We start from the raw sequence: 26,866 nt of genomic DNA on the forward strand, positions 1-26,866 counted from the left end.
AGTGATTGTAATGATTATTGTATTAATAATAGATAGTCTGCAGAAATTGTCAATTTTTAAGATTAATTTGTTTTTCGTCATAATCAATATTGCTTAATCTATTGTAATAATCTCGTTTTTACTATTTACTAATTTTCTCTTAACAGGCTCTTTGTAACCACTATTTAGTAAGCTTTTATATATTTCTTTATTAGAATTATCATAACTAATATTAGCCATTTCTAATAATGAGTAAAAAGTAGATGTAGAAACTGCTTTTTTATCTTTATTATTATGCATGGCCTGTACTTTATTTGGATAAAAATCTTTGTATTTATTAGAATACCAAACAATATAAGGAATTTCATATTCAAATTTTGTTGGATTCTCACTACCATGAAAGATAGTTTTATTATCATCATAAAGATTCTCTCCATGGTCTGATAAATAAAATAAGCCCGAAATTGAATTCGATTTTTGTACATTATTAATTAAAGATGACAAGAAATAATCCGTATAAAGAATAGAATTATCATATGCGTTGATTAATTTTTCTTTAGAGTCAAGACCAATATTGGTATAGCCAGATTTGCTTATCGTTGGTGTAAATTTTTCAAAATCTTCGGTATATCTATTGGAATAACGAAAATGACTTCCTAGAGTATGTATGATAATAAATTTCTTTTTATTCTCTTTATTCTCTATAATTTGATTAATCTTTTTAAGAATATCCATGTCATAAAAATTACCAGAACTTATATCAGATTGTGTAAAGTAAGTGTAATCAGCTACCGATTTTAATCTTTTGACAAGTGGAGTAGATATATTCTGTACACCAATCCAAGCAGTGTAATATCCCGATTCTTTAAAAGCATCCAATATTGTTTTCTCTTTATACTGAAGGTTAAGTTGATCAGGATTAGCTCGCGTTATAATCTGTGGAATAGATTGTAAAGTAAGTGTAGCTGCACTATTAACATTAGAAAAAGCGATTATATTTTCTATTTTATCTAGATGAGGCGTGGTTTGTCTTTCGTATCCGTAAAGATGAAAGTTATGTCTTCTGGCAGTTTCTCCAATCACTAAAATGTAAATTTCATTCTCATTATTATGAGATATTTCTTTAGCATTAAAGGTAAAATTATTAATTTCCTTAGCTAATGCTTTATTGCTTTCATTAGCTTCTATTGCATTAATTCCATTTATGATGAAGTTAGTAGGGAAAACTTTCTTGTATTTTTTAGTCGTATTTTCTAGCGAAATATCTAAGCGATCTTTAAGGTTTATTTCTTTACTTAATAAGTTATACATGCTATAAAATAACACCGAATTAATAGCAAGAAAAGCTAAAATGAAATAAAGCTTTACCTTTAATTTGATATTAATTCTATCCACAAAAGTTATTAGGTAGCAGTAGATAATTAAAATTAAACCTAAAAAGCTTAATTCTAAAATATTGGATGATAGTTGTTCTTTAATCTCTAAAAAATTAGAATTAAAAACACTCTCCATAAACCCAATATTAATAGGGAGTCCTGTTATTTTGACAAAGCCAATTTCTAATGGTGAGAGTAGGAGAAAGAGGATCCCAATTCTAAAGTAAGTCTTTGTGTTAAAGATAATAAAAGGAAATAACCACACCAATAAAGATAATACAAGATAGGATAACTTTAATTTTAAACTATTTTGTAAATCGGTAGCATAAAATAAAGTGTAGAAATTAGGAATTAATAAAATTAAAAATAATATACATTGGATGAAAAGTTGTGATTTTAAATCCTTTTTTATTATAGCCCTATTAATTACCTTTTTTCTATTCATCATGATTGTAATTATTTTTAATTAATAAAACTAATCTTAAAAAAGTATAGTTTTTTAAGATTAGTTTTTAACAAATTGTTATTAATTATCATTTAGCAAACATTTTAGAAACCTTTTCGGCTTTTTTACTTTCAGAATAATCGTAAAAACCTTCACCAGACTTCACTCCTAATTTACCAGCCATTACCATGTTAACTAATAATGGATTAGGCGCATATTTTGGATTTTTAAAACCGTCATACATCACGTTAAGAATTGCTAAACAAACGTCAAGACCAATAAAATCTGCCAATTGCAAAGGACCCATTGGATGCGCCATTCCTAGCTTCATCACGGTGTCTATTTCTTCTACGCCAGCCACATTGTTATATAAAGTTTCTATGGACTCATTAATCATCGGCATCAGTATTCTGTTAGCTACAAAACCTGGGTAATCATTAACTTCCACAGGCACTTTGCCTAAGTTTTTTGATAAGTCATAGATCGCATCAAAAGTTTCTTTGGACGTAGAGTAGCCCTTGATAATCTCCACCAATTTCATAATCGGAACGGGATTCATAAAGTGCATGCCGATTACTTTCTCAGGTCGAGAAGTTGCCGCAGCAATTTTTGTGATAGAAATGGAAGATGTATTGGTCGCCAAGATGCAATGTGCTGGAGAAAACTCATCCATCTGCTTAAAGATTTTCAGCTTTAAGTCTTGATTTTCTGTCGCGGCTTCCACGATAAGATCAGCATTGTTTGCAGCATCTTGTAATGCTGTAAATGTTGTGATGTTAGCTAGTGTTTTTGCTTTTTGGTCTTCTGTAAGATTACCTTTTGCGATGATTCTGTCAAGGTTGGTGGTGATGGTTTTAATCCCTTTGTCCAACGCATCTTGAGAAACATCAACTAGACTTACCTTAAATCCTGTCTGAGCAAAAGTATGGGCAATACCATTTCCCATAGTTCCTGCGCCTATTACGACGATATTTTTCATATATTTTTATTATTTATTCTAAAATTATTTTTTTTTGCGAAAATACCACATCATCACATCATCACATCAACGCATTAGCTAATCAATTCCACGATTTTTAAAGCTACTTTAAGCGCTTCAGTTCCATCTTCAAGAGAAACTTGGATGGGTTCATTTTTTTCAATTGCATCGGCTAGACTCTCTAACTCGTCCAAAATTGCATTATTTGGTTGGATGTTAGGATACTCGAATAAGATTTGATTTTTTTCGCCTTCCGCATTTTCAATAATCATATCAAAATCAGACGGATTTTCTGGTGCTTCTTTCATCCTGATCACCTCCGCTTTTTTCTCTAAGAAATCTACAGAAACGTAAGCATCTTGTTGAAAAAATCTAGATTTTCTCATGGCTTTCATTGAGATTCTAGACGTGGTAAGATTGGCAACACAACCATTCTCAAATTCAATTCTGGCATTGGTGATATCTGGAGTTTTGCTCACGACACAGACACCACTCGCATGGATATCTTTTACAGGAGATTTTACCAAACTCAACAAAATATCAAGATCGTGAATCATCAAGTCCAAAACTACAGAAACGTCCGTACCTCTTGGGTTGAACTCCGCCAAACGATGGATCTCGATAAACATCGGATTTTTAATATAATCTTTGGTTGCGATAAAAGCTGGATTATAACGTTCTACGTGCCCAACTTGCGCTTTGATGCCTTTTTCTTTACACAATCTTAAGATTTCTTCGGCTTGTTCTAGCGTTTGAGTGACTGGTTTTTCAATGAAGAAATGCTTGCCTTTTTCTATGGCTCTTTTAGCATAATCGAAATGATATAAAGTAGGCGTTACAATATCCAAAACATCTATCTGAGACAGCAACTCATCAAGATTGTCAAAGTATTTATAGCCAAATTCTGCTTCTAATTTTTTACCATTTTCTGAGTCGTTATCAAAGAAACCAACCAAATCATATTTTTCTGATTGATTAAGTAGTCTCAAATGGATTTTTCCTAAATGTCCTGCGCCGACAAGGCCTGCTTTTAGCATATTGAAGTCTGTTTTTTTAAGGATTGTAAAGATAATAATTTAAAACTTTTAGGTTTTATTTTTTTTACATTAATCTAATTGGATTTTCTTCCCAGACTCAGAACTTGCTAGAGCAATTTCCATGATTTTTAGGCTTTTTACTGCTTCGGATGCAGGGACAGGCACTTCTTCGTGCAACACAATACTTCTGTATAAGGCATCAAATAATTCTAAATAATTACCCTGTTCTGTATCGATGTGTACTCTGTTATTATTGGTATTGAGAAGTCCTTTTTTAGCCGGATCTTCTGTGCCCCAAGTCTCGCGATTAGGGATTTTACCAAGCTTAAGATCATCTTCTTGCACATCACCTCGCTCTTTGAAAAAGCTGCCATTTCTACCTTGCAAAACATAACCTGCAGATTGTTCTTTCGCAAAAAATGTTGACTTGAGTCTCACTCTGTTATTAGGATAAAACAATAAAATATCGAAATAATCATTAACCTCGCTATCAGGGCGCAAGCTTCTGATATCCGCAAAAATAGCTTCTGGCTCACCAAATAATACCAAAGCCTGATCGATAGTATGTGCGCCCAAGTCCATTAAAATACCGGAGCCTGGTTGATTTTTTTCTTTCCAAGCTTTTGGGCTGAGGTTGGGATTATACCTTTCGAATCTTATTTCTGCTTCTAGGATTTCTCCCAATTCTCCGCTTTCTAAGACTTTTTTTACCGTTAAAAAATCGCTGTCCCAACGTCTGTTTTGATAGACGCAAAGTTTCAAGTTTTTGGATTTCGCTAATTGGTAGAGTTCTTCGGCTTCGGCAGAAGTTGTTGTAAAGGCTTTTTCTACCAAAACATTTTTACCCGCATCTAAGGCTTTTTTAGCATAGTCAAAATGCGTAAAGATTGGCGTGTTTACAATGATAAGGTCGGCATCACTTTGTAAAACATCTTCTAAAGTGTCAAAGCTTTTTACATTAGGATAATCATGTTGAATATTCTTAGTACTACGTTCCCAAGCGCCTATCAATTGATAACCATCGTGAACCTCTAAAAAAGGAGCGTGAAACAATTTTCCGGATCCGCCATAGGCCAGCAAGGCTGTTTTTATGATTTGCATTCTTTTACTTTTCTTCAAATTTAAGCAAAATGAAAATGAGTTGACGTTAGAATATGATGATTGGCTGATTCTGAAGATAGTTAAGCTTTGGATTGAGGTTTCAAAACTTTAGCCATTATTAATTAAGGCAGAGCTTTAACTTTTTATTATTAGTTAAATTCAGGTTTAATAAATGTCAACCCACTTCTTTTCATTGTTTTAAAATTGTGTGTCAATTCTGCCGATGATAATGTTTCATAGATAAAAAGCCAGTATCTATCAAAGTCGTCTCTCTTTAAAGTTTTTGATAGGTCTTTATATTCTTTGAGATATGCTTTTTTATTGTGCTTTTTGTCATACAGATATGAAATCATTAGAAAAATGCAATCTAAAGAATTTATGGAATCTTGTTTAATCGTTGCTACTTCAATATCGAAATCATATTTAATTGCCCAATATATTGCGTAAGAACAGGCTTCAAAAATTTTCCTTTTAAGTCCGTAGGCATAAATGTCTTGGGCTATTCTTTTGATTATATTTTTGTCAATTTTGTGTGGTTCAAATACTTTTGCTTCAAGAAGATTTATTAAGTATGGGTAAAGTAAAACTAAATGGTGTATTTGTTTAACATAATAATCTTTTGCATTTGCGTCTAAATGCTTGTTCGAAAGGATTTTTATGGCATAATTTAATATGGCAGCATCAGAATCTTCGTCTAACATTAATTCAATTGCAAAGTCAATAAAACCTTTTAGTTCTTTAACTCGTATTGCCTCTTTGGAATTTACAATATAGGTGTTTGTGAAATTAAAATGATTCAACTTGGTTACCCAATTTTTTACACTTGCTAAAGGCAATGGAATTATTTTTGACTTTTTGCTATTAAGGGCTAGCTCATATTTTTTTAGTTCTTCGGATAAGACTAAAAAAAAACTATCTGCTTCTTCGTATGAATCAATATAGCAAGTATAATCATCTATATTTCTTATGTATTTAAAGTTCTTTTTTGTTAATTCATTATCTACAGTAATAAGTATTATTTCCGATATTAAGTTTGAAGAATGCGGTCCGATTAAAACTCCATTTGTTTCTCCATGTTTGAGATTACGTGTATTGAAATCAATTTGATTGAACCATTCGAGTTTATCTGTTTGTTTTGATTTGGCTAAAATTTTACCAATTAAAGCCCAAGAAATAGAATGACTGTAAACACTTGGAAAACAATTTGAAATGTCAGCCAATGCAACATATTTACTTTTAATCACAATGTCTTGCTCTGGGTCTCCATCCTTTGAGAAATTCTTGTAGTTCATTTCAAAAAGTTCAGGTCTGTTTTTAAGTTTTCTTAAATGAATCCTGCTGATTTTGAATGGATCGTTTATTGTGTTTTTTGTAAAGTGATATTTTATTTTATCCCAATTGTCTGCCAAGCATTTTACTTGATTTGAGTACGCGAAAGGTTCAGGTATTGCCAATGGTCTTGGAATATTAATATTTCGCATACTTGAATACCTTATGTAATCTTTTGGCTTTTCATTTATTGGAAAAGTTAGTGTTTTTGTAAATGCTAAAAAATCAACGCTAGTTAAAAAGTTAGGTATTTTCTCCGCAAATAAACCGTGACCAACTAAACCATCATATAATTCATCTTTAGAAATTTCATTATTGTAATCAATGTATTTTTTCATTTTTCTAAGTGTAGTATCTTTTCATCAAATATAAAGCATTTCATTAATGCTTAATTACGGTTTTCCATAATCCAAAAAATCTTCCGAAGAAAATACAATCTCACTTCTTAGCCCGGATAGAAGCGGCATCCTTTTTTTGTTGAGTGAGGCGGCGGAGCGGAGCGGAGCCGTCCGAGCGAGCCTAGAAAAGATACAGCGGATAGCCGGAAAAAGCTCTTTACAAAACCGAAAATTGACTGTTCTTAAAAAACTTTCGCCATCTTTAATTTTGAAATGAGCGTGGCTTCTTGTATTTTTGTTGTAATGAGAGATACGTTTGTACATAAGGGGAAACGAAAACACTTGGTAGACTACCTTCGTGAGAAAATTGGTGTAGAAGATGAGTTGGTGCTTAGCGCGATTAATAGCGTGCCGAGGCATCTTTTTATGGAAAGCATTTTTGAGGATTATGCGTATGAAGATCGCGCCTTTCCGATTGCATCTCAGCAGACGATTTCGCATCCGTCCACGGTGGCAGAGCAGTCAGAATTGTTAGAAGCCAAAGAAGGTGATAAGATTTTAGAAATCGGCACAGGCAGCGGTTATCAAGCGGCAGTTCTTATGGCGATGAATACCTCGGTGTATACCATAGAACGCCAAAAAAGTCTTTATGATTTCTCATCAAAGATTTTCCGTGAGCTTAATCTGAGACCTAAGTTTCAGAGTTTTGGCGATGGCTTTGCGGGATTGCCAAGTTTTGCGCCTTTTGACAAAATTATTGTGACCTGTGGTGCAGAAATATTACCAACAGAATTATTGAAACAGCTTAAAGTAGGTGGCATCATGGTTATTCCGTTAGGGAAGGAGGAAGAGCAGATTTTGATGCGCTTTACCAAAGTGAGCGATACACAATTCGAAAGAGAAGAATTCGGGGTGTACAAATTTGTCCCCATGTTACAAGATAAAAACCATTAAGATGCACAGCAAACAAGAAAAAATGGAAGCTTTCGGGAGATTGCTGGATATTATGGATGATCTCAGAGCAAAATGTCCTTGGGATCAGAAGCAGACTTTTGAGAGCTTGCGCCATCTCACTTTAGAAGAAACGTATGAGTTGTCAGATGCTTTGCTAGACGAGGATTTACCAGAAATCAAAAAAGAACTAGGCGATGTCTTGCTTCATCTTGTTTTTTATGCCAAGATTGGCTCTGAGAAACAAAGCTTTGATATAGCTGATGTGATTAATTCTCTTAATGAAAAATTGATTTTCCGCCATCCTCATATCTACGGCGATGCTGTTGCAGAAGATGAAGAAACAGTCAAACAAAACTGGGAAAAACTGAAGCTTAAAGAAGGCAATCAATCCATTCTCTCTGGCGTGCCAAAAGCTTTGCCACCATTAATTAAGGCTTATCGCATTCAGGATAAAGTTAAAGGCATTGGCTTTGAGTTTAATTCAGCGGAAGATGCTTGGGGCAAGGTAGAAGAGGAGTTGGAGGAGTTTCATGCAGAGACGGATCTTGACAAAAAGGAAAAAGAATTGGGTGATGTTTTTTTCTCGTTGATTAATTACGCACGTATTTCTGGGCTTAATGCAGATACGGCTTTGGAGAGAACTAATCATAAATTTATATCAAGATTTCAAAAAATGGAACATCTCGCCAAAGAGAAAAATCTGGTCTTGTCCGACCTTACTTTAGAAAAAATGGACGAACTTTGGGAAGAAGCTAAACTTTTTGAGAAATCATAATACTATAACTTTAATCTACAAAATCTAAATTATGGACACGCCTTGGCATCAATATTTATTCGGGATTGTATTTATATTGGCGGGGATTAACCATTTCCGTGCGCCAAGAATGTATGAGAAAATTATTCCGCCTTATTTCGAAAACAAAAAATTCTGGAACAATCTTTCGGGCTTAGGAGAAGTTATTTTGGGCATCGGTTTATTAATTCCGCAGACGTCCATTTTCTCCGCCTGGGGTTTAGTTTTATTATTAATAGGCGTATTTCCTGCCAATTGGTATATGTACCAAAACGACAAAGTGAGTTTTGGTCTTTCTAAAACCATTCGGCTCATTCGTTTGCCAATACAAGTACTATTAATTCTTTGGGCGTTATATTACACTAATATTTTTTAGTTTTTTTTAGGAGCCGAGAACCTGCTTTCGCTACTCGCTGTCCTAAGCCTAACTTTTTCCTAGCTTTTAGGACGAGCTCAGACATGCCGCTCAATCAGGGCTATTTAATTTAATTGAAAACAATCTATAATCATCTACAATAATTTGTATATTTGATTAACTAACTATTATAACAATACTTAAAAATAACAAACTATGAAAGGAAAAGGCTGTTTAGTCGTAGTAATTGCTCTAATCGTCATTGGCGTTATCGCCTTTATGTGGGGCGCAGGTGTAAGAAATAATTTTGTAAAACAAAGAGAAGTTGTGACTGCTAAGTGGTCTAACGTAGAGACTGTTTACCAAAAAAGAGCTAACCTTATTCCTAATCTTGAGAATACCGTAAAGTCTTATGCTAATTTCGAGAAAGAAACCTTAACACAAGTTGTAGAAGCAAGATCTAAAGCGACTGGGATTAATATTGATCCAACCAATATGACCGAGGCAGATATGGCGAAATTCCAGGCAGCACAAGGACAATTAACGGGATCTTTAAGCAGATTAATGGCTGTAGTAGAAAGCTATCCTAATCTGAAAGCAGATCAACAATACATTAATTTCCAAAGAGAATACACAGCAATAGAAAACAGTATCCGTACAGAAACTGTATATTATAACGATGCGGCTAAGGATTATAACACAGCAATAGAGCTTTTCCCGAATAATATCATAGCTAATTTTACCAATTTTAAAGCTAAGCCATATTTTAAAGCAGAAGTTGGCGCTGAGAAAGCACCAGAAGTTTTTAAATAATGAATACAAAATATCTCACAGATCGCGAATTGATATCTCTAGTAGACGCCATTCAAAATGCAGAAAGCATGACGTCTGGAGAGATCCGTGTGCATATAGATGCCAATACAGATAAAGATAATGCCAAAACAGCTTGGGAAGTTTTTAGATCGCTTAACATGCATGAGACTAAAGAGCGCAATGCAGTTTTATTTCATATTAATTTTGAAAAAAAGTATCTGACGATCATTGGCGACGAAGGTATTCATACAAAAGTCAGTCAATATTTTTGGGATCTTTTGCATGATGAGATTACAACAGAATTTGTACAAGGGCAATATTTTAAAGCGATTTATGATGGTATCATGAAAACCGGCAAAGAATTAAAAAAACATTTTCCTGTAAAAGGAAATAATACCAATGAATTATCCAATGAGATTACCTTCTCTTAAAGTTGGGATTATTATTTTTTTTGTTGGTTTGCTATCTGGTCTTGCCGCACAAAAAATCCCCGAAAAACCAAAAATACTCTACCCAGTTTTTGATCAAGCTAATCTATTGACAAGTCAAGAGAAAGATGCACTTAATCAGAAATTGATAAAATTTTCGGATTCTACTTCTACGGAAATAGAGGTTATTATTATCCCAACAACTGGCGGTCAAGATATTAATTTTCTTGCAACAATGTATGGCGAGAAATGGCAGATAGGACAGAAAAACGTTGATAATGGCGTTGTTTTTCTCATCGCTACACAAGATCATACAATGTCTATACAACAAGGTCGTGCTGTAGAGCAATATCTAACAGCTTCGGTGGCAGGTCAGATTATGGACTATTTGGTAACACCATCTTTTAAAAATGGACAGTATTATCAAGGTATAGATCGTGGTACTACCGCGATTATGGAAGCTGTACAAGGGAAATTTAAACCTATTGTTAAAAAAGAGAAACCAGAAGGCAATTTTAATTGGTTAGTACTTATTTTTATTATAATCATTATTGTGATTATCATTAGTAAGTCAGATGGTAATAACGGTGGGCATTATGATGATGACGATGATGTTATCCTTTCTAGGAGAGGAAGCAGGCGATACCGAGGCGGATTTTTCCCATTCCCAGGAAGTTTTGGTGGAGGTGGCTTTGGAAGAGGTTCTTCTGGTGGCGGATTCGGTGGTTTTGGCGGCGGCGGAAGCTTCGGCGGCGGTGGCGCAAGTGGCGGCTGGTAAAAAAAAAATTTAATATAGATTAAAAGCAATTCAAGATTAATTTTGAGTTGCTTTTTTGTTTTTGAATTTTAGATAGGGATTATTTTATTATTAATCATTAAATTTACGAAAATCGTTATTTTGAAAAAAACGTTGGTCTTTTTCGCTCATCCATACTACGAACATTCTACCACTAATGTTCAGTTGATTAATTGTTATAAAAATCAATCACAGATTACCTTTAGAGATCTTTATGAAGATTATCCTGATTTTCATATTCCGGCTTTCAGAGAAAGAAAAAGGATTGCTGATTATGAAAGAATAGTTTTTCATTTTCCATTAATTTGGTTTGGTCTACCTCCGTTACTTAAGCTTTGGATAGATGAGGTTTTTGATATGAAATGGATTAATCAAAATAGCGAAAATCCTTTGTCTGGTAAAGAAGCGATTATTATTGTCACAGCGGGTGGCAGTGCAGAACATTATTCAGAAATCGGACGTTACAAAACTACAATACAACAGCTTCTAGTGGGACTTACATTAAGTTTGGATGTTAATAATATTGAAGTTAAAGAAGAACTTTTAGTCTATAATGCCGATAATCTGGATGCAGAACAGCTATTGCCTTTTGCCAAGAAACTAACACAAATCCTTGAGAAATAATGGAAAATAGTATGGCGATTACTGCACTTATTTTTTTAGGAGCTGCAATTGTGATGGTACCTATTATGAAACGTCTTGGGATGAGCTCTGTCATTGGTTACATTGTTGGCGGTATTATTATTGGTCCTTTTGTATTAAAATTATCTGGAAGTGATGTCGATAATATTATGCATGCTACAGAATTGGGTGTGATTATGATGCTGTTTTTAGTAGGACTAGAGCTAGAACCTAAGAAACTTTGGTCCATTAGAAAAAGGATTTTAGGACTTGGTCTTGGGCAGATGTTACTAAGTATTATTGCGCTATTTACTGTATTTTATTTTGCAGAATGGCGACTTAGCAAAGCTTTTGTTATTGCGATGTGTTTTGCATTGTCTTCTACGGCTATTGTATTACAAACACTAAAAGAGAAAAATCTTTTCAGAACGGTTAGTGGTGAGGCTTCTTTTTCTATACTATTGTTTCAGGATATTGCAGTGATTCCTATTTTGGCATTATTACCAATTATTTCGCCGTTGGATATTGCTACCGGTAAAGAGAAGATATTATTGCAGTATTTGCCCGATTGGTTGCAACCATTTTCTGTTATTTTCGGGATTATAATGCTTATTGTATTAGGGCGATATCTTTTTGTACCATTTCTTAGGTTTGTATCTAAGTCTGGTATGAACGAACTATTGACCATTTCCTCATTATTCTTAATTATTGGAGTATCAGAGTTAATGACATCAGTTGGGTTAAGCCCTGCATTGGGCGCTTTTATTGCAGGAGTTATGTTGGCTAATAGTGAATTTAGACATGAATTAGAAAGCCAGATTGATCCTTTTAAAGGATTGTTATTAGCCGTATTTTTTGTTAGCGTGGGCTCAACAATTAATTTTAACGTGATAAAGAATGATCCTGTTTTTATATTTTCTACAGCTTTTGCAGTATTGGTTGTAAAGGGATTGATACTTTTTGCAATTGGCAAATATTATAAGATGAATAATAATCAAAGTATATTTCTTGCATTTGCCTTGTCACAGGTTGGAGAATTTGCTTTTGTACTGATTAATTTTTCGACATTATTATTTTTAATTGATACCAAAACCAACTCAGAAATGATGGCAATTGTAGCGATTACAATGTGTGTAACTCCTTTTTTACTGATGTTTAAAGAGAAAGTTCTGGATTCTAAATTTAATAAAGAAAAACAAAAAAAGGATAATTGGTCAGAGCCTATTACGCAGCGCAAAATAATTATAGTAGGTTTTGGTTATTTTGGTAGTACTGTTGGACGGTTATTGAGAGCCAATGGAGTGAGATCTACAGTATTGGATAGTGATCCTGATCGTATTGCTATGCTAAGGTCTAATGGTTTTAATGTATATTATGGAGACGCTACAAAGCCTGCTTTGCTTAGAGCAGCGGGTGTAGAAGAAGCAGATCTTTTAATTCTTTGCTTGGATGATCCAGAAAAAAATAAATTAATAGTGGAGTGGGCTAAAGATAATTATCCTGATCTTAAGCTATTTGTTAGGGCTAAGAATAGATTAGACGCTTATGACTTTATAAATAATGGTGTTGATAATATCTATCGAGAAACATTAGGTACAGCGGTGGATATGGCAGTAGATGTACTGAAGGCAACTGGCATGAGAGGATATGCGGCGCGGCGCATGGGGGAAAGATTTATGCTTATTGATAAAGTGTCTGTAAGAAAGTTGGCAAAGCAACCTATCAAAGATATAGTTTCTTTTGGACTTAGAGAATCTCTGGAGCGAGAAGCAGAGTTGCTTAATTATGATAGTATATCTTTTGATGAAAACTATTGGAGTGACGAGGAGGATTAATTTCTATTTTTCCTTAGCTTCATTGGTGAGACATCATTAAAAATAATTACAAGTTCATAAGAATTTTCGAAATATTTTTTCACTACCTTTAATCCTTTAATTCGATCCAATTATATGAAAAAAGTTACAACCAGTTTGTTGGGCGCTTTTTTGGTTTTTAATATATCTTACTGTACCGCACAGCAGGTAAAACCAAAAGCAAAATCAAGTGTTAATGCACAAAATAATACGATGAAAAATAATCCGTTTTTTGTAAAAAGTAAACTTCAGTATGAAGCACCAGAGTTTGATAAAATTAAGGATTCGGATTTCAAACCAGCTTTTGAGTTTGGGTTAAAACAACAAGAGCAAGAGCTTAATGCCATTGCAAGAAACAGAATGGTGCCAACTTTTGACAATACAATTGTGGCGTTAGAAAAAAGTGGAGAAGTGCTTAGGAGAGCTCAGATTGTATTTTATAATTTGACGAGCGCTAATACCAATCCAACATTGCAAGCATTGGACGAAGAATTTGCGCCTATTTTTGCAGCTCATGCCGATAAAATTTATCTTAATGAATTCTTGTATCAAAAAATCAAATCCATTAAAGAAGATGGACTAGATTCTGAAAGCAAAAGGTTATTACAATATTATAAGCAAAACTTCGAAATTGCAGGTGCTAATCTTTCTGCTCCTGCCAAAGAAGAACTGAAAAAGATTAACCAAGAAATGGCATCTTTAGGCACTCAGTATTCTAATAAATTGTTAGAAGCGAGAAAGCAAGGCGGTGTTTTGATTTCTGATGTCAAAGAATTGGACGGTCTTTCTGCAGACGAAATTGCTGCAGCTGCGGCCGATGCCAAAGCAGCTGGACAAGCGGGAAAATACCTTTTGGCTTTACAAAATACCACGCAACAACCGATCTTACAAAGTCTTAAAAATAGAGCAACAAGAGAAAAAATCTTCAAAGCATCTTGGACAAGAGCTGAGAAAGACGATGCTAACGATACAAGAGAAACGATTGAAAAGTTGGCAAAACTTCGTCTAAAGAAAGCGCAAGTTTTAGGCAAGAAGAATTTCGCAGAATGGAAACTTCAAGATCAAATGGCAAAAACTCCTGAAGCTGCTAAAAAATTAATGGATCAGATTGCTAAACCTGCTGTAGAAACGGCTCAACGAGAAGCTAAAGATATTCAGGATCTTATTGATGCACAGAATGGCGGTTTTAAAGTACAACCTTGGGACTGGAATTTCTATGCAGAACAAGTTAGAAAAGCCAAATTTGACCTTGATGAAAATGAGATAAAACCTTATTTCGAAGTAACAACTGTCCTAGAAAAAGGTGTTTTCTATGCTGCAGAAAAGTTTTATGGCTTAACTTTTAAGAAAAGAACAGATTTACCAGTCTATCATCCAGATGTTGTGGTGTATGAAGTTTTTGACCATGATGGCAAATCTTTAGCGATTTATTACTTGGATTTCTACACCAGAGATTCTAAAAATGGTGGTGCTTGGATGAGTAATTTTGTGGAGCAATCTCACCTTATGGGCACCAAGCCTGTGATTGTTAACTGTTACAATTACCAAAAACCAGCACCAGGAAAACCATCGTTAATAAGTTATGATGATGTATCTACGATGTTCCATGAGTTTGGGCATTCTATCCACGGGATGTTTGCGGATCAAAAATATCCATCATTGTCTGGGACTAATGTACCTAGAGATTTTGTAGAGTTTCCGTCTCAGATTAATGAACATTGGGCGTTGGATCCTGTTGTTCTCAAAAATTACGCGGTTCATTATGACAGCAAGCAACCTATTCCTCAGACTTTAGTTGATAAGATTAAAAAAGCAGCAACTTTTAACCAAGGCTATGCGACAACAGAATTAGTTTCTGCAGCGGCTTTGGATATGGATTGGCATTCGGTTTCTAATGTGGCAGATTTTAAGCCCGTTTTGGATTTCGAAAAAGCCTCTTTGCTTAATCATGGATTCACTTTATCTACGGTGCCTCCAAGATATCACACGCCATATTTTGCACACATCTGGGGCGGTGGTTATTCTGCAGGATATTACGCCTACTTATGGTCAGAAACGTTGGATAGCGACGCTTGGGAATGGATTAAAAATAACGGAGGATTAACGAGAGAAAATGGTGATCGTTTTAGAAAATTCATTTTGTCCGTTGGTAATTCTGTAGATCTCAACCAGGCCTTTAGAGACTTTACAGGTCACGATCCAGACATCAAACCTTTATTAAGAAACAGAGGATTCATCAAGTAATCTCATTTTAAAATATTACAATACAACGCAAGTTTATATCTTTTAAGCTTGCGTTTGTTGTATAATGTTGTTATCTTGATGACGAATAAGCCTAAGAATATGTCAAAAAGAAAAGAGTTTGAAAATAAATTAGATAGAATTACCAATATTTATTTTTTGGCGCAAGAATCTTACTTAGTTCTTAGAGAATTGTATGCTAATATTGGAAACTCTCCTTATTTAATTGGTTTAAAAAATGAAAGTCCATTTATTAATTTAACTAGAGTAAATTACTGGAGAATAATAGTTTTACAATTGACTAAACTTTATCTTGAAAGAGGAACAGAATGTTTTAATTTGCCAAGATTGTTAGAGCAATGTAAGTCAGGTCATTATTTTAGATCCTTACTGATTAATCAGGATTTTATTCATTCTCAATTGCAGAAAATTGATGAAAAACAAGGATATATTGAACATCTTAAAAATCAAAGGGATAAGGTTTTTGCCCACGAAGATAAAAGTAGCATTAATATTTCAAATGATTTGACTTTAGATGAAACAAAAGAATTGTTAGATTTATGTCAAAATATTATTGTTTATTTTTATTCAGAGGTTTTTGGGATGCCACGTAATTTAGAAGTAAGCAATTCTCCAGTAAAGGGTTTGAGATATATTCTAAAATCCTTAGATGAAAGACAAATTCAAAGAGATATTGATATGAAAAAACATGTTGAAGAGCTAATTAAAGCTGCAAATAAAAAATAAATGCTTTATTAATGTTGTAAAAAAATATTCTATTAAGAATTTCATGTTTTTTGTTGATTTTTACATCGAGTGATTGCGGCCGGGATAGTAAGGGCGCGAGCGAAGCGAGCGGTCTGAAGAATTGCTAGGAAAAAGCTTCGGATTCTGAAGACGAAACCCCTGAATAGCCCGAAATGCCGCCCAAATAAAAATCCGCCCTATATAAAAATAGAACGGATTGTTAATTGATTTTATTTCTTTAAGTTCTGATCAAAATAATCGGTAACTTTTTGCATAAGGTGGATGCGATCTTTGCCGCCAACATTGTGCGGATGTCCTGGATACACAAAGTAATCCATCTGTACGCCGTTATCTACAGCAGATTTCAGGAACTTCACGGAGTGTTGCCACACCACGACGTCATCTTGCGCACCGTGAATCATCAATAATTTACCTTTCAGGTTTTTAACTTTATCTAGAAGATTAGCTTTGGCGTAACCTTCTGGATTTTCTTGTGGAGAATCCATGTAACGTTCTGTGTACATAATTTCATACATATTCCAGTCGATAACAGGGCCACCTGCAACGCCTACTTTGAAAACATCTGGATGTTTCAACATGAAAGAAGTCGTCATAAAGCCACCAAAACTCCAACCATGGATGCCTAACTTGTTGGCATCTACATAAGGCAAAGATTTAAGATAATCTACGCCTTTCAGTTGGTCGTTCATTTCTGTATCACCAAGGTTTCTGAAGACAGCTTGCTCAAATTTTAGGCCTCTATTAGAAGATCCTCTACCGTCCATCGTGAAAATAATGTAGCCATTCTGCGCCATATATTCATACCAAAGATTACCAGATGCTGGGAAGCTATTAGTGATTAATTGTAGATGAGGTCCGTTGTATAGATAGACAATAGTTGGATATTTTTTGTTAGGATCAAAATTAGTAGGCAAGATAATTTTACCGTAAAGATCCGTCCCATCATCAGCCTTAAGCGTAACATCCTTAATCTCTGGACGCAGATAATTGCTAAGCGGATTGTCTGCCGTTAATAGGTTAGTTACTTTTAGAGTATTGGTATTAATGATATTAGCAATTCTTGGCGTACTGGCATTGCTATACACGTCGTATAGATAATTGGTATCTTTACTTAAGATAGCCGTGTGCATACCTTCGCCTTTGTCCAGACGCTCCATCTTATGAGTAGTCCAATTGATTTTATAAACGTGTCTTTCTTTTGCAGACTCTTTGGTAGAGGTAAAGAAGATTTCTTTTTTCTTATCATTAAAACCTAAAATATCTGTCACCAACCAATCACCCTTCGTAATCTGACCAACCAATCCTTTATCTATATTATAATGAAAAAGATGGTTGTAACCTGTTCTTTGACTTTGCCAAATAAAATCAGTACTAGAGTTAGGTAAGAAGGTCAAAGCATGCTGAGGTTCTACATACTTTTCATTTTTCTCTTCAAATAAAGTCTTGATGTATTGTCCGCTTGCTGCATCGTATTGATTAAGCTTAAGGTCGTTTTGTCCACGGTTAAGAACGCCAACAAAGATATATTTAGAATCAGGGCTCCAAGACACGGCAGTTAGATATTGCTCCTTATCGCCATCAATCTTAAGAAACGTAGTGGCTTGCGTCTTGATATTATAAACACCTAAAGTCACGTTGTGAGAAGGCTTACCTGCCATTGGATATTTGATATTATGATTAACAGCAGGCGTTACAGACCAATCGATTACTGGATAATCCGCAACCATAGACTGATCCATTCTATAAAAAGCTACCGCATTGGCATTAGGCGCTACAAAAATACCACCATCTATCCCGAACTCATTTCTATGTACAGATTGTCCATTAATGATATTTTCATTAGCATCTTTGGTAATGGCAATCTCTTGTCCGTTTTTGTTGAGGTACAGATTATTCTTTAGGGTATAAACTAACGTCTGATTATCAGGAAGTAACTTGATATTCTGAGCATCATCGCCTAATTTAGAAGAAGATTTTACACTCCAGTTATTACCAGATTTGTTAATCCAATACATCTGATTATTGGCCGTGAGATAGGCTGATGTATTATTAATAAAGTTAACTTTAGGCAAAGCTTTCAGTTTGTTACCAGCCCAATTCTGATTAAGCTGATATAGTGATATCAAAGTATCTTGCTTTTGCTTCGCAATATCAGTAATAAGATAGGCGTTTTTTACACTTTGGATATAAGATTTGCTGTCATCCGACCAAGAAAATTGTGCAATGTTTTTTACAACAAGATTGCTTCTAAGTCCTGTTACAGCTTCTGCCATGGTAAATTTCTGAGTTTGTCCAAACAAACTTGCAGAGGCACCAAGGAGAAATAAAGATGTTTTAATTAATTTCATTTATTAAAAATTGAAGTGCTCAAAAATAAGGATTAAAGATGACTTTATATGTAAAAGCTCCTTTATAATAAACAGAATATTTAACAATAAAAAACTCCGCCTTAATAGCGGAGTTGTATGATGAGTGGATGATTATACGTCCATCTGAGAACCAAGATATTCCCATTCTTGCAGGGCTAGATCTAGTTCTTCTTTTTTAGAATTATAAACTTCTAATTTTTGATCAGAAGGATTCTCTGTCGCAAATTCTTTCTCGAAGTTTTCTATTGCTGTTTCTAGTTCTGAGATTTTTTCTTCTACTTTTTTCAGTTTGTTGTAGACTTGTTTTTGTTCTTTGCTTAAAATTTTAGAAGCTGCAGTTTCGGCAGTTTTTTCAACCTTTACCTCTTCCTTTTTTTCTTCTACTTTTAGAGCTTCTCCATGAAGTTTTGCTTTTTCAGCAGAGATTTCTCGGATACTTTCTTTCTGACGGAACTCTAGATATTCATCAATATTACCGATAAACTCTTTCATTCTTCCATCTCTAAATTCGAAAATCTTATCACAAAGTCCTTGTAAAAATTCTCTATCGTGAGAAATAACGATTAATGTTCCTTCAAATTTTTGCAATGCCAACTTGATAATCTCCTTAGATTGAATATCCAAGTGGTTGGTCGGCTCATCCATAATCAAGGTATTGAAAGGACGAAGCAATAATTTGCACAATGCAAGACGGTTACGTTCTCCTCCAGAAAGGACTTTAGTTTTCTTGCTAACATCCTCACCAGTAAACAAGAATGATCCCAGAAGGTCTCTAACTCTTGGTCTGGTCTGCTCTGTTGCAGCATCTTCTGCTTCTTGCAGAACCGTTTTGTCCGGTGTTAACACTTCTTCCTGATTCTGTGCAAAATAACCGATATTAACATTGTGACCCAAGGTCCAGCTTCCTGTATGATCTTGGATCTCTCCAGAAAGAATCTTAGCCAATGTTGTTTTACCCTGACCATTTTGACCTAATAATGCAATCCTATCACCACGTTGGATGAAGAAATCTACATCGTCAAAAATCTGTTTTTTACCATAAGCTTTTCCTAGTTTTTCTGCCTCGAAAACCACTTTACCAGGAACAACACTTTGCACGAATCTAATATTGAATTTTGAAACATCTTCATTATCCAACTCGATACGTTCTATCTTGTCTAATTTCTTAATTAATGATTGTGCAAAAGAAGCTTTAGTCGCACTAGCCCGGAATTTATTGATGTTATCTTCCATCTGCTTAATTTCCGCATCTTGATTCTTCTTAGCCTGCGTCAATTTCTCCCGACGCTCTTCGCGCATCACAAGATATTTAGAATAATTAGCTTTATAATCATCAACCTTTTTATTATTAACATCAAAAGTCCTGTTGCAGACCGCTGTCATAAATTGTTTGTCGTGACTTACCAGTACAATGGCACCATTATAATCTTTCAAAAAGCTTTCTAACCAAATGATAGATTCCATATCCAAGTGGTTGGTAGGCTCATCCAGAAGCATTAAGTCGTTTTTCTGCAGAAGAAGTTTAGCCAATTCTATTCTCATTCTCCAACCTCCAGAAAACTCATCGGTAATCTTTTGGAAATCATCTGCCTTAAAACCTAAACCAAACAATACTTTTTCTACATCACCTTCCAGATTATAAGCATCATGATTCATTAATAGATCATTAAGCTCTGTCATCTTTTCAATAATGTTAGAGTATTCATCACTTTCGTAATCAGTTCTTGTTGCCAATTGATGATTAACTTCTTCTAACTCGTTTTTCCAAGCATTAATCTGCTCAAAGGCTTGCATAGTTTCGTCCCAAACGGTTCTTCCTTTCACAAAATCCAAATCTTGCTTTAAGAAACCAATAGTGATGCTGCCTTCTGTGACAACATTACCTTCGTAAAATGTGATTTCTTTAGAAAGAATTTTTAAAAGTGTGGATTTCCCGGCACCGTTTTTCCCAACAAGTCCAACTTTGTCGTCTTTTTTTATGGTGAAATTGGTGTCTCTGAAAAGATAGTTCCCCGAATGATGTAAGCCTAAGCCTTGTACCGATAACATATATACTTATTTTGCGGTGCAAAAGTACGTATTTTGATTGAGAATTAAGGACTGGGCCTTAGGAAGGTTTCCGAGGTGTATTAATAATTCCGAATTGTGACGTGATAGCAGCTCTGTTGCTTCTCTTTGATGTAATAGAGTCGACCTGCTTGTTCGTAATGTTTTAATACTTTTTCTAATGCGGCATCTAGCTTGGCATTTTGCTGATGTTTCCCATTAAATCTTACATAAGAAATATCGAATGAATTGCCGTAATTATGTGAGCTGATACCTAAAGATGCGTTTTTATTAACTTTTCTTAATCTGCATTGATCTTCTAATGTTCTTGTGACAGATGTCACGGTAAAGGTTGCCCCTTTGTTGTCTTTAGAAAATTTTGATCCTATTTTTTCTAAAGTACTTTTCGCTTTTGTTACAAGGAAAGGTCTGCTGTATTCTAATTTCTGAGTTGTGTAACCTTTACCAGAAGTTTTTACCGACGTTAATTTTCCTTTTTTGTTATAGTTATCTACATTTTTGGAAGTTTCTAAAAGTTTAATCTTAAAAGATTTAGAAGCATCAATATGAGGTTGATACAATGGTGTTGCTTCTACTTTTAGGACTTCTTTTAAGTCATAACATTCTAGCTTTTTATTGTTTTGGCCAAAATGTAAAATCGAAATTAATAAGAAAAAAGTGATACTATATCTTTTCATAAACCGAATTGATTCTACAAATATAGGTAATCCTATAATTTTAATTAATTGGTAGTTTTTTAGTTTTAATCGAATTATAAAGCATAATTTATTTATCATTTGTTAAAAACTAGTTTTTTGAGAGTTTACATTTAGTCTTTACGTTTCAATATTGTTATCTTTGCAAAAAAGAAAATAAAATGAGCAATAGACCTATTTCAGAATTTCTTGAAAAGTACTATTTACACTTTAACGCTGCTGCTCTTGTAGATGCGTCTAAAGGATATGTGGCTCACCTGAAAGATGGTGGCAAAATGATGATTACATTAGCTGGAGCAATGTCTACCGCAGAGATGGGTAAGATATTGGCTGATATGATCCGCGAAGGTAAAGTTGATATTATTTCTTGTACAGGTGCTAACCTAGAAGAAGATGTGATGAACTTAGTGGCGCATTCTCATTATAAAAGAGTTCCTAACTATAGAGATCTAACGCCAGAGCAAGAAAGAGAATTACTAGATCAACATTATAATCGTGTAACAGATACTTGTATCCCAGAAGAAGAAGCTTTCCGTAGATTACAGACGCACTTAGAAGACGTTTGGCATGCTGCTGAAGAAAAAGGTGAGAGATATTTCCCGCATGAGTTTTTATACCAAGTGGTTAATTCTGGTATCTTAGAGCAATATTACGAGATAGATCCTAAGGATTCTTGGATTGTAGCTGCTGCTGAGAAAAATCTACCAATCGTATGTCCAGGATGGGAAGATTCTACAACTGGTAATATCTTCACATCTAATGTGATTAAAGGAAAATTGAATGTACATACCGTAAAATCTGGTATAGAATATATGATCTACCTAACAGAATGGTATAGAGCTAACTCTGGTGGTAAAGGTGTTGGTTTCTTCCAGATTGGTGGTGGTATCGCAGGAGATTTCCCAATTTGTGTTGTACCGATGATGTATCAAGATCTTGAGTGGGAAGATGTACCTTTCTGGGCGTATTTCTGTCAGATTTCTGATTCTACAACATCTTACGGATCTTACTCTGGAGCAGTGCCTAACGAAAAAATTACGTGGGGAAAACTAGATATTGACACGCCTAAATATATTGTTGAGTCTGATGCTACGATCTGTGCACCATTAATGTTCTCTTATATATTAGAAAATTCTTAATTAACTTAAGATTAAAGCATAATGAAACCTCTTGATTTTTCAAGAGGTTTTGTTTTTTATAGCATCATAACACCTTCTACAGCGCCTACTTTTTTATAAATATCAATTACTTGATCCGCATCTAGTACAAAACACTGTATAGTACATGCCGTATAATTTCCTTTAGTGCTTTCTCTGTTACTAAGCGTAAATTGTAAATTATCAAAAATTTTAAGAATTTCTGTCAGTTTTTCTGGATCACTAGGAATAATAAATTTAAAAAGATATTCTTCCGGGAAATTATGATGATCGGTTAATTTTTCTTTTAAAGAGGCATAAAACTCTTCTGGATTTTTATGATTAGCTCCAATAATATCTGCCATAATATTTCTAATTTAATTGTAAATAAAAAAATCCGATTACAGGTCGGAACTTCAAAGATACTAATTATTATTTCTTTTTTTATCATTATAGCCTGTCTTCTCTTGTATAGAATGTGATATGATGACGACTTATAAATTCTATTTTTAAATCAAATAATCTTCCGTTATTAATCATGTCTATACAGGCTGATTGTTAATTTGTTTTTATTAAAATTCCTTTCATTTGTATTAATTTTAGTACTTTTAAAATAAAGTTTCAGTAAAAATACATCAAAGATTAATAACAGGCAAAACGGTTGTAAATAAAGGCTTTACAGCCGTTTTGTGATTTTTGGGTAATGAGGTAAAAAGCAGTAAAAAGCGAGGTTTGGCAAAAGTAAGGTTACTAAAACGTTACTTTTAAATATTAGAAATAATCGTTTAAAATACTGTATTTCAGCTTTCTGCACAGTTTTTCATATTGTTCCGTAGCTCACATAGGTTTAATTTTATCATTAAGAATTGTGAGTATGGAAACGACAAAAAAATCAACATTTAAGGTATTGTTCTACCTTAAAAAGAACGCCCCAAAGAAAAACGGAAAAGTTACGGTTATGTGCAGGATTACCGTAAACGGCAAACAGTCTGCATTTAGTACCAAGCTGGATATTTCCGCAACAAATTGGGATTTAAAGTACGGCAGGGTTTTAGGTAAAAGCCGAGAAGCACAAGACACAAACAGGAAACTTGACAAAATTCGTTCGGGTATTGAGGAATGCTATTCCAAAATCCTGAAGAACGAGGGGGCGGTAAACAGTGCTAAACTTAAAAATGCCGTTCTTGGGATGGAAAGCGGAGAAATGACCTTTTTCAAATTCTATGAACAGTTCCTATCCGACTATGAGAAAAAGGTTAATAGCGGACTTCGGGTAAATGGCACACGCAGTAAATACAAAATACTTTTAAAACATCTTCGAAATTTTGCACTTACAAAATATGGCTATTCCGATGTGCCCTTTAATGACCTTACACCTGATTTTGTGCAGGACTTTGATTACTACCTGCGTGACGACCAAAGCTTGACACACAACACCATATGGCTTTATATGATTGGATTTACTACGCTTTGCCGATTGGCAATGAGCAGAAAGCATCTTGCTTTTAATCCGTTCAGCGAGTACAAGAATACCAAAAAAGACAAAGACCGTGGCTATCTTTTACGAAACGAATTAGAACAGCTCGTAACGTTCAACTGCGAGAAAAAGAAAGATGAATTGGTTAAAGATTTGTTTGTTTTCAGTTGCTTTACAGGGCTTTCCTATTCAGATATGAAAGGGCTTAAAAACAGCAATCTTCAAGATTTCTTTGACGGTAACCAGTGGATTATTGTACGCAGAAAGAAAACGGCTACATCATCAAACGTGATGCTCTTGGATATTCCGAAAATGATTATTGAGAAATATGCAGGGTTCTCAAAGGACGGAAAGGTATTTCCTGTACCATCAAATACAGTTTGTAATGACAGCCTAAAGCGAATATCCCAACAAATCGACTGCCTAAAAGAAAAGAAAGTAACCTTTCATTTGGCACGTCACACGTTTGCTACGTTGTTTTTAAGCGAGGGTGTTCCGTTGGAGAGTTTGAGCAAAATGTTAGGGCATAAGAATATTGCCACCACTCAGATTTACGCCAAAATTCTCAACGAGAAAGTTGGTAAGGATATGCAAAAGGTATCCCATAAATTTAAGGGTATGGAGCAGTCTTTTGTGGCAGGCCTGTAACATTATATCACAATTCCTTAAAACAATACAGCCCACCGTTTTTAAGCGGTGGGCTGTATCTTAAATTGACCGATACGGTTACAGTTTCAAAGCATCCTTTTTTAACGGCTAACGCTGATAGTTATCTTCCAATACCTTGATAATATCGCTTTCACGGAAAAGAATTTTCCGTTCGAGCTTGATAAAAGGTAATAGTCCGTCATCCCTGTATTGTTGCAATGTCCGTTTGCTGATGTGTAACATCTCGCAAACCTGTTCGCCTGACAGATAGATTTCCCCTTTTAGTAATGGGTGGAAATATTCTCTGATATACAACAGTTCATTTTTGATGCCTACCACAGCTTCAAGCAAGGCAAGCATATCTTCGTTTGAATTTCCAATCTGTTTCATTTCTTTTGCTTTTTTAATGGTCGCTCTCCCTGCATAAGTAACTCCACTTCGGATAATCTGAAATACGTTTTCCGATTAATTTGCGTTGCTCCAAGAATGCCTTTTGCCCTATACGTCTGCAACGTTCTTTTGCTGATGTTGAGCAATTGGCAGGCTTCCTGCTGGTCGAGCCATTTCGTTGCCTGTTGCAGTGCTTTGTAGGGTGCAGTTATTTCCTTAATCAATAAGGATACTTCTTTTACTTCCCTGTGCAATGCTTTTAAAATTTGAATGTCTAAAACTGTTATTTCCATATCTGCATCATTTTAAACCTCTAAAATAAAAGCTATTCACATAGGTCATTTTAATGTTGCATCCGATGGCGGTATTTGGCGTACAGTTGCCAAATACTAGGCTATAATCCTAACTTTGGTTTCTTACTTTTAGGACGAGACTGTTGCGTTATGATTGTATTGTCCATTTTTAAAGCAGGCTTTTTATTGGTCTGTATAGCCTGATTTTTTTCTTCATTTTTGAAGTCTGAACGGATAAGCGTTTTTGTCGCACCTATTATGCTTTCAGGTTCGGAAGTCTGCTTTTGTTGTTCAATACGTTTTTCCCCGAATAACCTGTTCCAATCTATTAAGCCTTTTGCTTCCCTGAACTGACGTTTTAAATTAGCGATGAAATTGGAAATCGGGTCGCTCTGCTTATCAACCTGTATCAAAGGACTATGTTCTTTTTTTCTGATTTGTTCTTTCTCTTTCTGCTCTTTGTCAGGTATTACTTTTTGTGCCATAGGTTCAAAATTTGCACCCAATATAGAACACAAAGGAATGTATTGTTTTCATTTGGCATTATGTGGCAGTATTTGGCTTATGTTGGCACAATATGAATGGAAAGTAATCCTCAAAACACTTTAAATTTTCCTCGCAAAGCCCTCACACATTTAAAGAGTTTTGTAAGGATAAAGGAAAGCATACCAAAAACACCCTATCCTTAGCCCTTACGTGTTTTTTGTACCCTTTCTTTGATTGGAATTGATAAAAAAAAGAATAAAAAAGGGAGCAAAGATAAGGCGGACAGCCACCGCACCACCCAACCAAAAGACTACGGCATAATGGCAGGGCAAATATGGTGGCTTCGCCGAGTTTGTTGTGTGCCCTGCCACCCTTCGGGACTTATTCCGTTTCCTTTTGGTTTTTCCGCCTGTCCCCCTTGTTAAAATGGCTTTCTTTTTTTTCTGTTTTTTTCTTTTGGAAAATAATTTTAAGAGGTAGAAACGTACCTCTCACCACGTATAGTTATCAAAACAACGGTTTGTGTTTCTCGTTATAGATTTCCCTAATCAATTCCCCGAACTCCTGAAAGTGGTATTCGATAATGTTGTCCAGATACGCATAAATCGTCAGTTTGTCGATGCCCATAATGTTTGTAAGTCTGTTAAATGTCTCGTGGTGTTCCTGCCGTACATACACTGATTTCCCCCTGCTTGCCGTTGTCGTGGGAATTTTGAAGAACCGTCCGCAGTAGTCCTCTTTGGTCAGCTTCTTTGGCTTGTAAGTCATCCTTTTTGTATTACTCTCAGGTGTTTTTGTGTTTTCCGTTTCAGTTTCCGAAGGTTCTTCGCCTGCCATTACACGCATAATAGCTTCCTCATCTACTTTGGGTTTGACAAAATCTTCCCGATGTGTTACTGCCTGTTGTTCCGTGAAAGATTGTTTATTTTCATCAGTTATGAAATTTTCAATAGAGAAATCCTCTTTTTCGGGTTGCTGATTTTTGTTTTCTTCGTGTATCATATCTCTCATTTTTAATATTATATCCAATTAGCTGTTTGGTTAACTAAGCAATCAGCTGTATATACTGTTGTATTTATGTAACTACCTAAGCACCTGC

At 34.8% G+C, this 26,866-nt stretch carries 25 protein-coding genes; 12 read left to right on the plus strand and 13 right to left on the minus strand.

Going from position 1 to position 26,866, the window contains the following annotated elements; genetic code table 11:
* Positions 1-93: 93 nt before the first annotated feature.
* From ACQQ6V_RS00260 to ACQQ6V_RS00280, 5 genes are all read right to left on the minus strand, one after another.
* Positions 94-1,803, minus strand: coding sequence for a phosphoethanolamine transferase (locus ACQQ6V_RS00260; protein ID WP_448843598.1), 1,710 nt, complete (start codon positions 1,801-1,803; stop codon positions 94-96).
* Positions 1,804-1,888: 85 nt separating this feature from the next.
* Complete coding sequence (locus ACQQ6V_RS00265; protein ID WP_448843599.1) at positions 1,889-2,779, minus strand: 3-hydroxybutyryl-CoA dehydrogenase; 891 nt, start codon at positions 2,777-2,779, stop codon at positions 1,889-1,891.
* 74 nt (positions 2,780-2,853) lie between these two features.
* Positions 2,854-3,816, minus strand: coding sequence for a Gfo/Idh/MocA family protein (locus ACQQ6V_RS00270; protein ID WP_448843600.1), 963 nt, complete (start codon positions 3,814-3,816; stop codon positions 2,854-2,856).
* 69 nt (positions 3,817-3,885) lie between these two features.
* Complete coding sequence (locus ACQQ6V_RS00275; protein WP_448843601.1) at positions 3,886-4,917, minus strand: Gfo/Idh/MocA family oxidoreductase; 1,032 nt, start codon at positions 4,915-4,917, stop codon at positions 3,886-3,888.
* Positions 4,918-5,066: 149 nt separating this feature from the next.
* On the minus strand, positions 5,067-6,584 hold the full coding sequence (locus ACQQ6V_RS00280; protein ID WP_448843602.1) for an RNA-directed DNA polymerase: 1,518 nt from the start codon (positions 6,582-6,584) through the stop codon (positions 5,067-5,069).
* 303 nt (positions 6,585-6,887) lie between these two features.
* Here ACQQ6V_RS00280 and ACQQ6V_RS00285 point away from each other — a divergent pair, with 303 nt between their 5' ends.
* From ACQQ6V_RS00285 to ACQQ6V_RS00330, 10 genes are all read left to right on the plus strand, one after another.
* Positions 6,888-7,538, plus strand: a complete 651-nt coding sequence (locus tag ACQQ6V_RS00285; RefSeq protein WP_448846159.1) for a protein-L-isoaspartate(D-aspartate) O-methyltransferase — start codon at positions 6,888-6,890, stop codon at positions 7,536-7,538.
* Between the two features lies 1 nt (position 7,539).
* Entirely contained in the window at positions 7,540-8,313 is a 774-nt protein-coding gene (gene mazG / locus ACQQ6V_RS00290; protein ID WP_448843603.1) for a nucleoside triphosphate pyrophosphohydrolase, read from the plus strand.
* Positions 8,314-8,344: 31 nt separating this feature from the next.
* Positions 8,345-8,707 carry a DoxX family protein gene (locus ACQQ6V_RS00295; RefSeq protein ID WP_448843604.1) on the plus strand — a complete coding sequence of 121 codons (363 nt, stop codon included), beginning with the start codon at positions 8,345-8,347 and terminating at the stop codon, positions 8,705-8,707.
* Between the two features lie 195 nt (positions 8,708-8,902).
* Positions 8,903-9,499: a LemA family protein gene (locus ACQQ6V_RS00300; protein ID WP_448843605.1), complete on the plus strand. Its 597-nt coding sequence runs from the start codon at positions 8,903-8,905 to the stop codon at positions 9,497-9,499.
* Entirely contained in the window at positions 9,499-9,930 is a 432-nt protein-coding gene (locus ACQQ6V_RS00305) for a TPM domain-containing protein (RefSeq protein WP_448843606.1), read from the plus strand. The genes ACQQ6V_RS00300 and ACQQ6V_RS00305 overlap by 1 nt, the downstream gene beginning before the upstream one ends.
* Positions 9,911-10,705: a TPM domain-containing protein gene (locus tag ACQQ6V_RS00310; RefSeq protein WP_448846160.1), complete on the plus strand. Its 795-nt coding sequence runs from the start codon at positions 9,911-9,913 to the stop codon at positions 10,703-10,705. The genes ACQQ6V_RS00305 and ACQQ6V_RS00310 overlap by 20 nt, the downstream gene beginning before the upstream one ends.
* 120 nt (positions 10,706-10,825) lie before the next feature.
* Positions 10,826-11,347 carry an NAD(P)H-dependent oxidoreductase gene (locus tag ACQQ6V_RS00315; RefSeq protein ID WP_448843607.1) on the plus strand — a complete coding sequence of 174 codons (522 nt, stop codon included), beginning with the start codon at positions 10,826-10,828 and terminating at the stop codon, positions 11,345-11,347.
* A complete protein-coding gene (locus ACQQ6V_RS00320; protein ID WP_448843608.1) occupies positions 11,347-13,179 on the plus strand; it encodes a monovalent cation:proton antiporter-2 (CPA2) family protein in 1,833 nt (610 codons plus the stop codon). Before ACQQ6V_RS00315 ends, ACQQ6V_RS00320 begins: the two co-directional genes overlap by 1 nt.
* Before the next feature lie 114 nt (positions 13,180-13,293).
* Positions 13,294-15,441 (plus strand): M3 family metallopeptidase, encoded by a 2,148-nt coding sequence (locus ACQQ6V_RS00325; protein WP_448843609.1) that lies wholly within the window; start codon positions 13,294-13,296, stop codon positions 15,439-15,441.
* A 99-nt stretch (positions 15,442-15,540) separates the two neighbouring features.
* Positions 15,541-16,185, plus strand: coding sequence for an AbiU2 domain-containing protein (locus tag ACQQ6V_RS00330; protein WP_448843610.1), 645 nt, complete (start codon positions 15,541-15,543; stop codon positions 16,183-16,185).
* A gap of 230 nt (positions 16,186-16,415) precedes the next feature.
* Here ACQQ6V_RS00330 and ACQQ6V_RS00335 read toward each other — a convergent pair whose 3' ends face one another.
* The 3 genes from ACQQ6V_RS00335 to ACQQ6V_RS00345 form a co-directional block, all read right to left on the minus strand.
* Positions 16,416-18,554: a S9 family peptidase gene (locus ACQQ6V_RS00335; protein WP_448843611.1), complete on the minus strand. Its 2,139-nt coding sequence runs from the start codon at positions 18,552-18,554 to the stop codon at positions 16,416-16,418.
* A gap of 132 nt (positions 18,555-18,686) precedes the next feature.
* Positions 18,687-20,624, minus strand: coding sequence for an ABC-F family ATP-binding cassette domain-containing protein (locus ACQQ6V_RS00340; RefSeq protein ID WP_448843612.1), 1,938 nt, complete (start codon positions 20,622-20,624; stop codon positions 18,687-18,689).
* Between the two features lie 80 nt (positions 20,625-20,704).
* Entirely contained in the window at positions 20,705-21,319 is a 615-nt protein-coding gene (locus ACQQ6V_RS00345) for a DUF5715 family protein (protein WP_448843613.1), read from the minus strand.
* Positions 21,320-21,498: 179 nt separating this feature from the next.
* On the opposite strand from ACQQ6V_RS00345, the gene ACQQ6V_RS00350 reads away from it, so the two are divergent.
* Complete coding sequence (locus ACQQ6V_RS00350; RefSeq protein WP_448843614.1) at positions 21,499-22,476, plus strand: deoxyhypusine synthase family protein; 978 nt, start codon at positions 21,499-21,501, stop codon at positions 22,474-22,476.
* A 56-nt stretch (positions 22,477-22,532) separates the two neighbouring features.
* Here ACQQ6V_RS00350 and ACQQ6V_RS00355 read toward each other — a convergent pair whose 3' ends face one another.
* Positions 22,533-22,838, minus strand: coding sequence for a DUF493 family protein (locus ACQQ6V_RS00355; protein ID WP_448843615.1), 306 nt, complete (start codon positions 22,836-22,838; stop codon positions 22,533-22,535).
* Positions 22,839-23,347: 509 nt separating this feature from the next.
* Here ACQQ6V_RS00355 and ACQQ6V_RS00360 point away from each other — a divergent pair.
* Entirely contained in the window at positions 23,348-24,598 is a 1,251-nt protein-coding gene (locus ACQQ6V_RS00360; RefSeq protein WP_448843616.1) for a site-specific integrase, read from the plus strand.
* A gap of 108 nt (positions 24,599-24,706) precedes the next feature.
* On the opposite strand, the gene ACQQ6V_RS00365 is transcribed toward ACQQ6V_RS00360, so the two are convergent.
* The 4 genes from ACQQ6V_RS00365 to ACQQ6V_RS00380 all read right to left on the minus strand — a co-directional run bounded on the left by ACQQ6V_RS00365 (position 24,707) and on the right by ACQQ6V_RS00380 (position 26,769).
* On the minus strand, positions 24,707-24,988 hold the full coding sequence (locus tag ACQQ6V_RS00365) for a helix-turn-helix domain-containing protein (RefSeq protein ID WP_448843617.1): 282 nt from the start codon (positions 24,986-24,988) through the stop codon (positions 24,707-24,709).
* Entirely contained in the window at positions 24,985-25,281 is a 297-nt protein-coding gene (locus ACQQ6V_RS00370; RefSeq protein WP_094772800.1) for a helix-turn-helix domain-containing protein, read from the minus strand. The genes ACQQ6V_RS00365 and ACQQ6V_RS00370 overlap by 4 nt, the downstream gene beginning before the upstream one ends.
* Before the next feature lie 101 nt (positions 25,282-25,382).
* A complete protein-coding gene (locus ACQQ6V_RS00375) occupies positions 25,383-25,766 on the minus strand; it encodes a hypothetical protein (RefSeq protein WP_448843618.1) in 384 nt (127 codons plus the stop codon).
* Between the two features lie 508 nt (positions 25,767-26,274).
* Positions 26,275-26,769, minus strand: coding sequence for a DUF3408 domain-containing protein (locus ACQQ6V_RS00380; RefSeq protein WP_448843619.1), 495 nt, complete (start codon positions 26,767-26,769; stop codon positions 26,275-26,277).
* Positions 26,770-26,866: the final 97 nt, after the last annotated feature.

It is taken from the genome of Chryseobacterium electrogenes (assembly GCF_053553015.1).

Excerpts from the sequence above, each read along its gene's own strand:
- ACQQ6V_RS00260 (WP_448843598.1), bottom strand. The coding sequence starts at position 1,803 with ATGATGAATAGAAAAAAGGTAATTAATAGGGCTATAATAAAAAAGGAT.
- ACQQ6V_RS00265 (WP_448843599.1), bottom strand. The coding sequence starts at position 2,779 with ATGAAAAATATCGTCGTAATAGGCGCAGGAACTATGGGAAATGGTATT.
- ACQQ6V_RS00270 (WP_448843600.1), bottom strand. The coding sequence starts at position 3,816 with ATGCTAAAAGCAGGCCTTGTCGGCGCAGGACATTTAGGAAAAATCCAT.
- ACQQ6V_RS00275 (WP_448843601.1), bottom strand. The coding sequence starts at position 4,917 with ATGCAAATCATAAAAACAGCCTTGCTGGCCTATGGCGGATCCGGAAAA.
- ACQQ6V_RS00280 (WP_448843602.1), bottom strand. The coding sequence starts at position 6,584 with ATGAAAAAATACATTGATTACAATAATGAAATTTCTAAAGATGAATTA.
- ACQQ6V_RS00285 (WP_448846159.1), top strand. The coding sequence starts at position 6,888 with ATGAGAGATACGTTTGTACATAAGGGGAAACGAAAACACTTGGTAGAC.
- mazG (WP_448843603.1), top strand. The coding sequence starts at position 7,540 with ATGCACAGCAAACAAGAAAAAATGGAAGCTTTCGGGAGATTGCTGGAT.
- ACQQ6V_RS00295 (WP_448843604.1), top strand. The coding sequence starts at position 8,345 with ATGGACACGCCTTGGCATCAATATTTATTCGGGATTGTATTTATATTG.
- ACQQ6V_RS00300 (WP_448843605.1), top strand. The coding sequence starts at position 8,903 with ATGAAAGGAAAAGGCTGTTTAGTCGTAGTAATTGCTCTAATCGTCATT.
- ACQQ6V_RS00305 (WP_448843606.1), top strand. The coding sequence starts at position 9,499 with ATGAATACAAAATATCTCACAGATCGCGAATTGATATCTCTAGTAGAC.
- ACQQ6V_RS00310 (WP_448846160.1), top strand. The coding sequence starts at position 9,911 with ATGAGATTACCTTCTCTTAAAGTTGGGATTATTATTTTTTTTGTTGGT.
- ACQQ6V_RS00320 (WP_448843608.1), top strand. The coding sequence starts at position 11,347 with ATGGAAAATAGTATGGCGATTACTGCACTTATTTTTTTAGGAGCTGCA.
- ACQQ6V_RS00325 (WP_448843609.1), top strand. The coding sequence starts at position 13,294 with ATGAAAAAAGTTACAACCAGTTTGTTGGGCGCTTTTTTGGTTTTTAAT.
- ACQQ6V_RS00330 (WP_448843610.1), top strand. The coding sequence starts at position 15,541 with ATGTCAAAAAGAAAAGAGTTTGAAAATAAATTAGATAGAATTACCAAT.
- ACQQ6V_RS00335 (WP_448843611.1), bottom strand. The coding sequence starts at position 18,554 with ATGAAATTAATTAAAACATCTTTATTTCTCCTTGGTGCCTCTGCAAGT.
- ACQQ6V_RS00340 (WP_448843612.1), bottom strand. The coding sequence starts at position 20,624 with ATGTTATCGGTACAAGGCTTAGGCTTACATCATTCGGGGAACTATCTT.
- ACQQ6V_RS00345 (WP_448843613.1), bottom strand. The coding sequence starts at position 21,319 with ATGAAAAGATATAGTATCACTTTTTTCTTATTAATTTCGATTTTACAT.
- ACQQ6V_RS00350 (WP_448843614.1), top strand. The coding sequence starts at position 21,499 with ATGAGCAATAGACCTATTTCAGAATTTCTTGAAAAGTACTATTTACAC.
- ACQQ6V_RS00355 (WP_448843615.1), bottom strand. The coding sequence starts at position 22,838 with ATGGCAGATATTATTGGAGCTAATCATAAAAATCCAGAAGAGTTTTAT.
- ACQQ6V_RS00360 (WP_448843616.1), top strand. The coding sequence starts at position 23,348 with ATGGAAACGACAAAAAAATCAACATTTAAGGTATTGTTCTACCTTAAA.
- ACQQ6V_RS00365 (WP_448843617.1), bottom strand. The coding sequence starts at position 24,988 with ATGAAACAGATTGGAAATTCAAACGAAGATATGCTTGCCTTGCTTGAA.
- ACQQ6V_RS00370 (WP_094772800.1), bottom strand. The coding sequence starts at position 25,281 with ATGGAAATAACAGTTTTAGACATTCAAATTTTAAAAGCATTGCACAGG.
- ACQQ6V_RS00375 (WP_448843618.1), bottom strand. The coding sequence starts at position 25,766 with ATGGCACAAAAAGTAATACCTGACAAAGAGCAGAAAGAGAAAGAACAA.
- ACQQ6V_RS00380 (WP_448843619.1), bottom strand. The coding sequence starts at position 26,769 with ATGATACACGAAGAAAACAAAAATCAGCAACCCGAAAAAGAGGATTTC.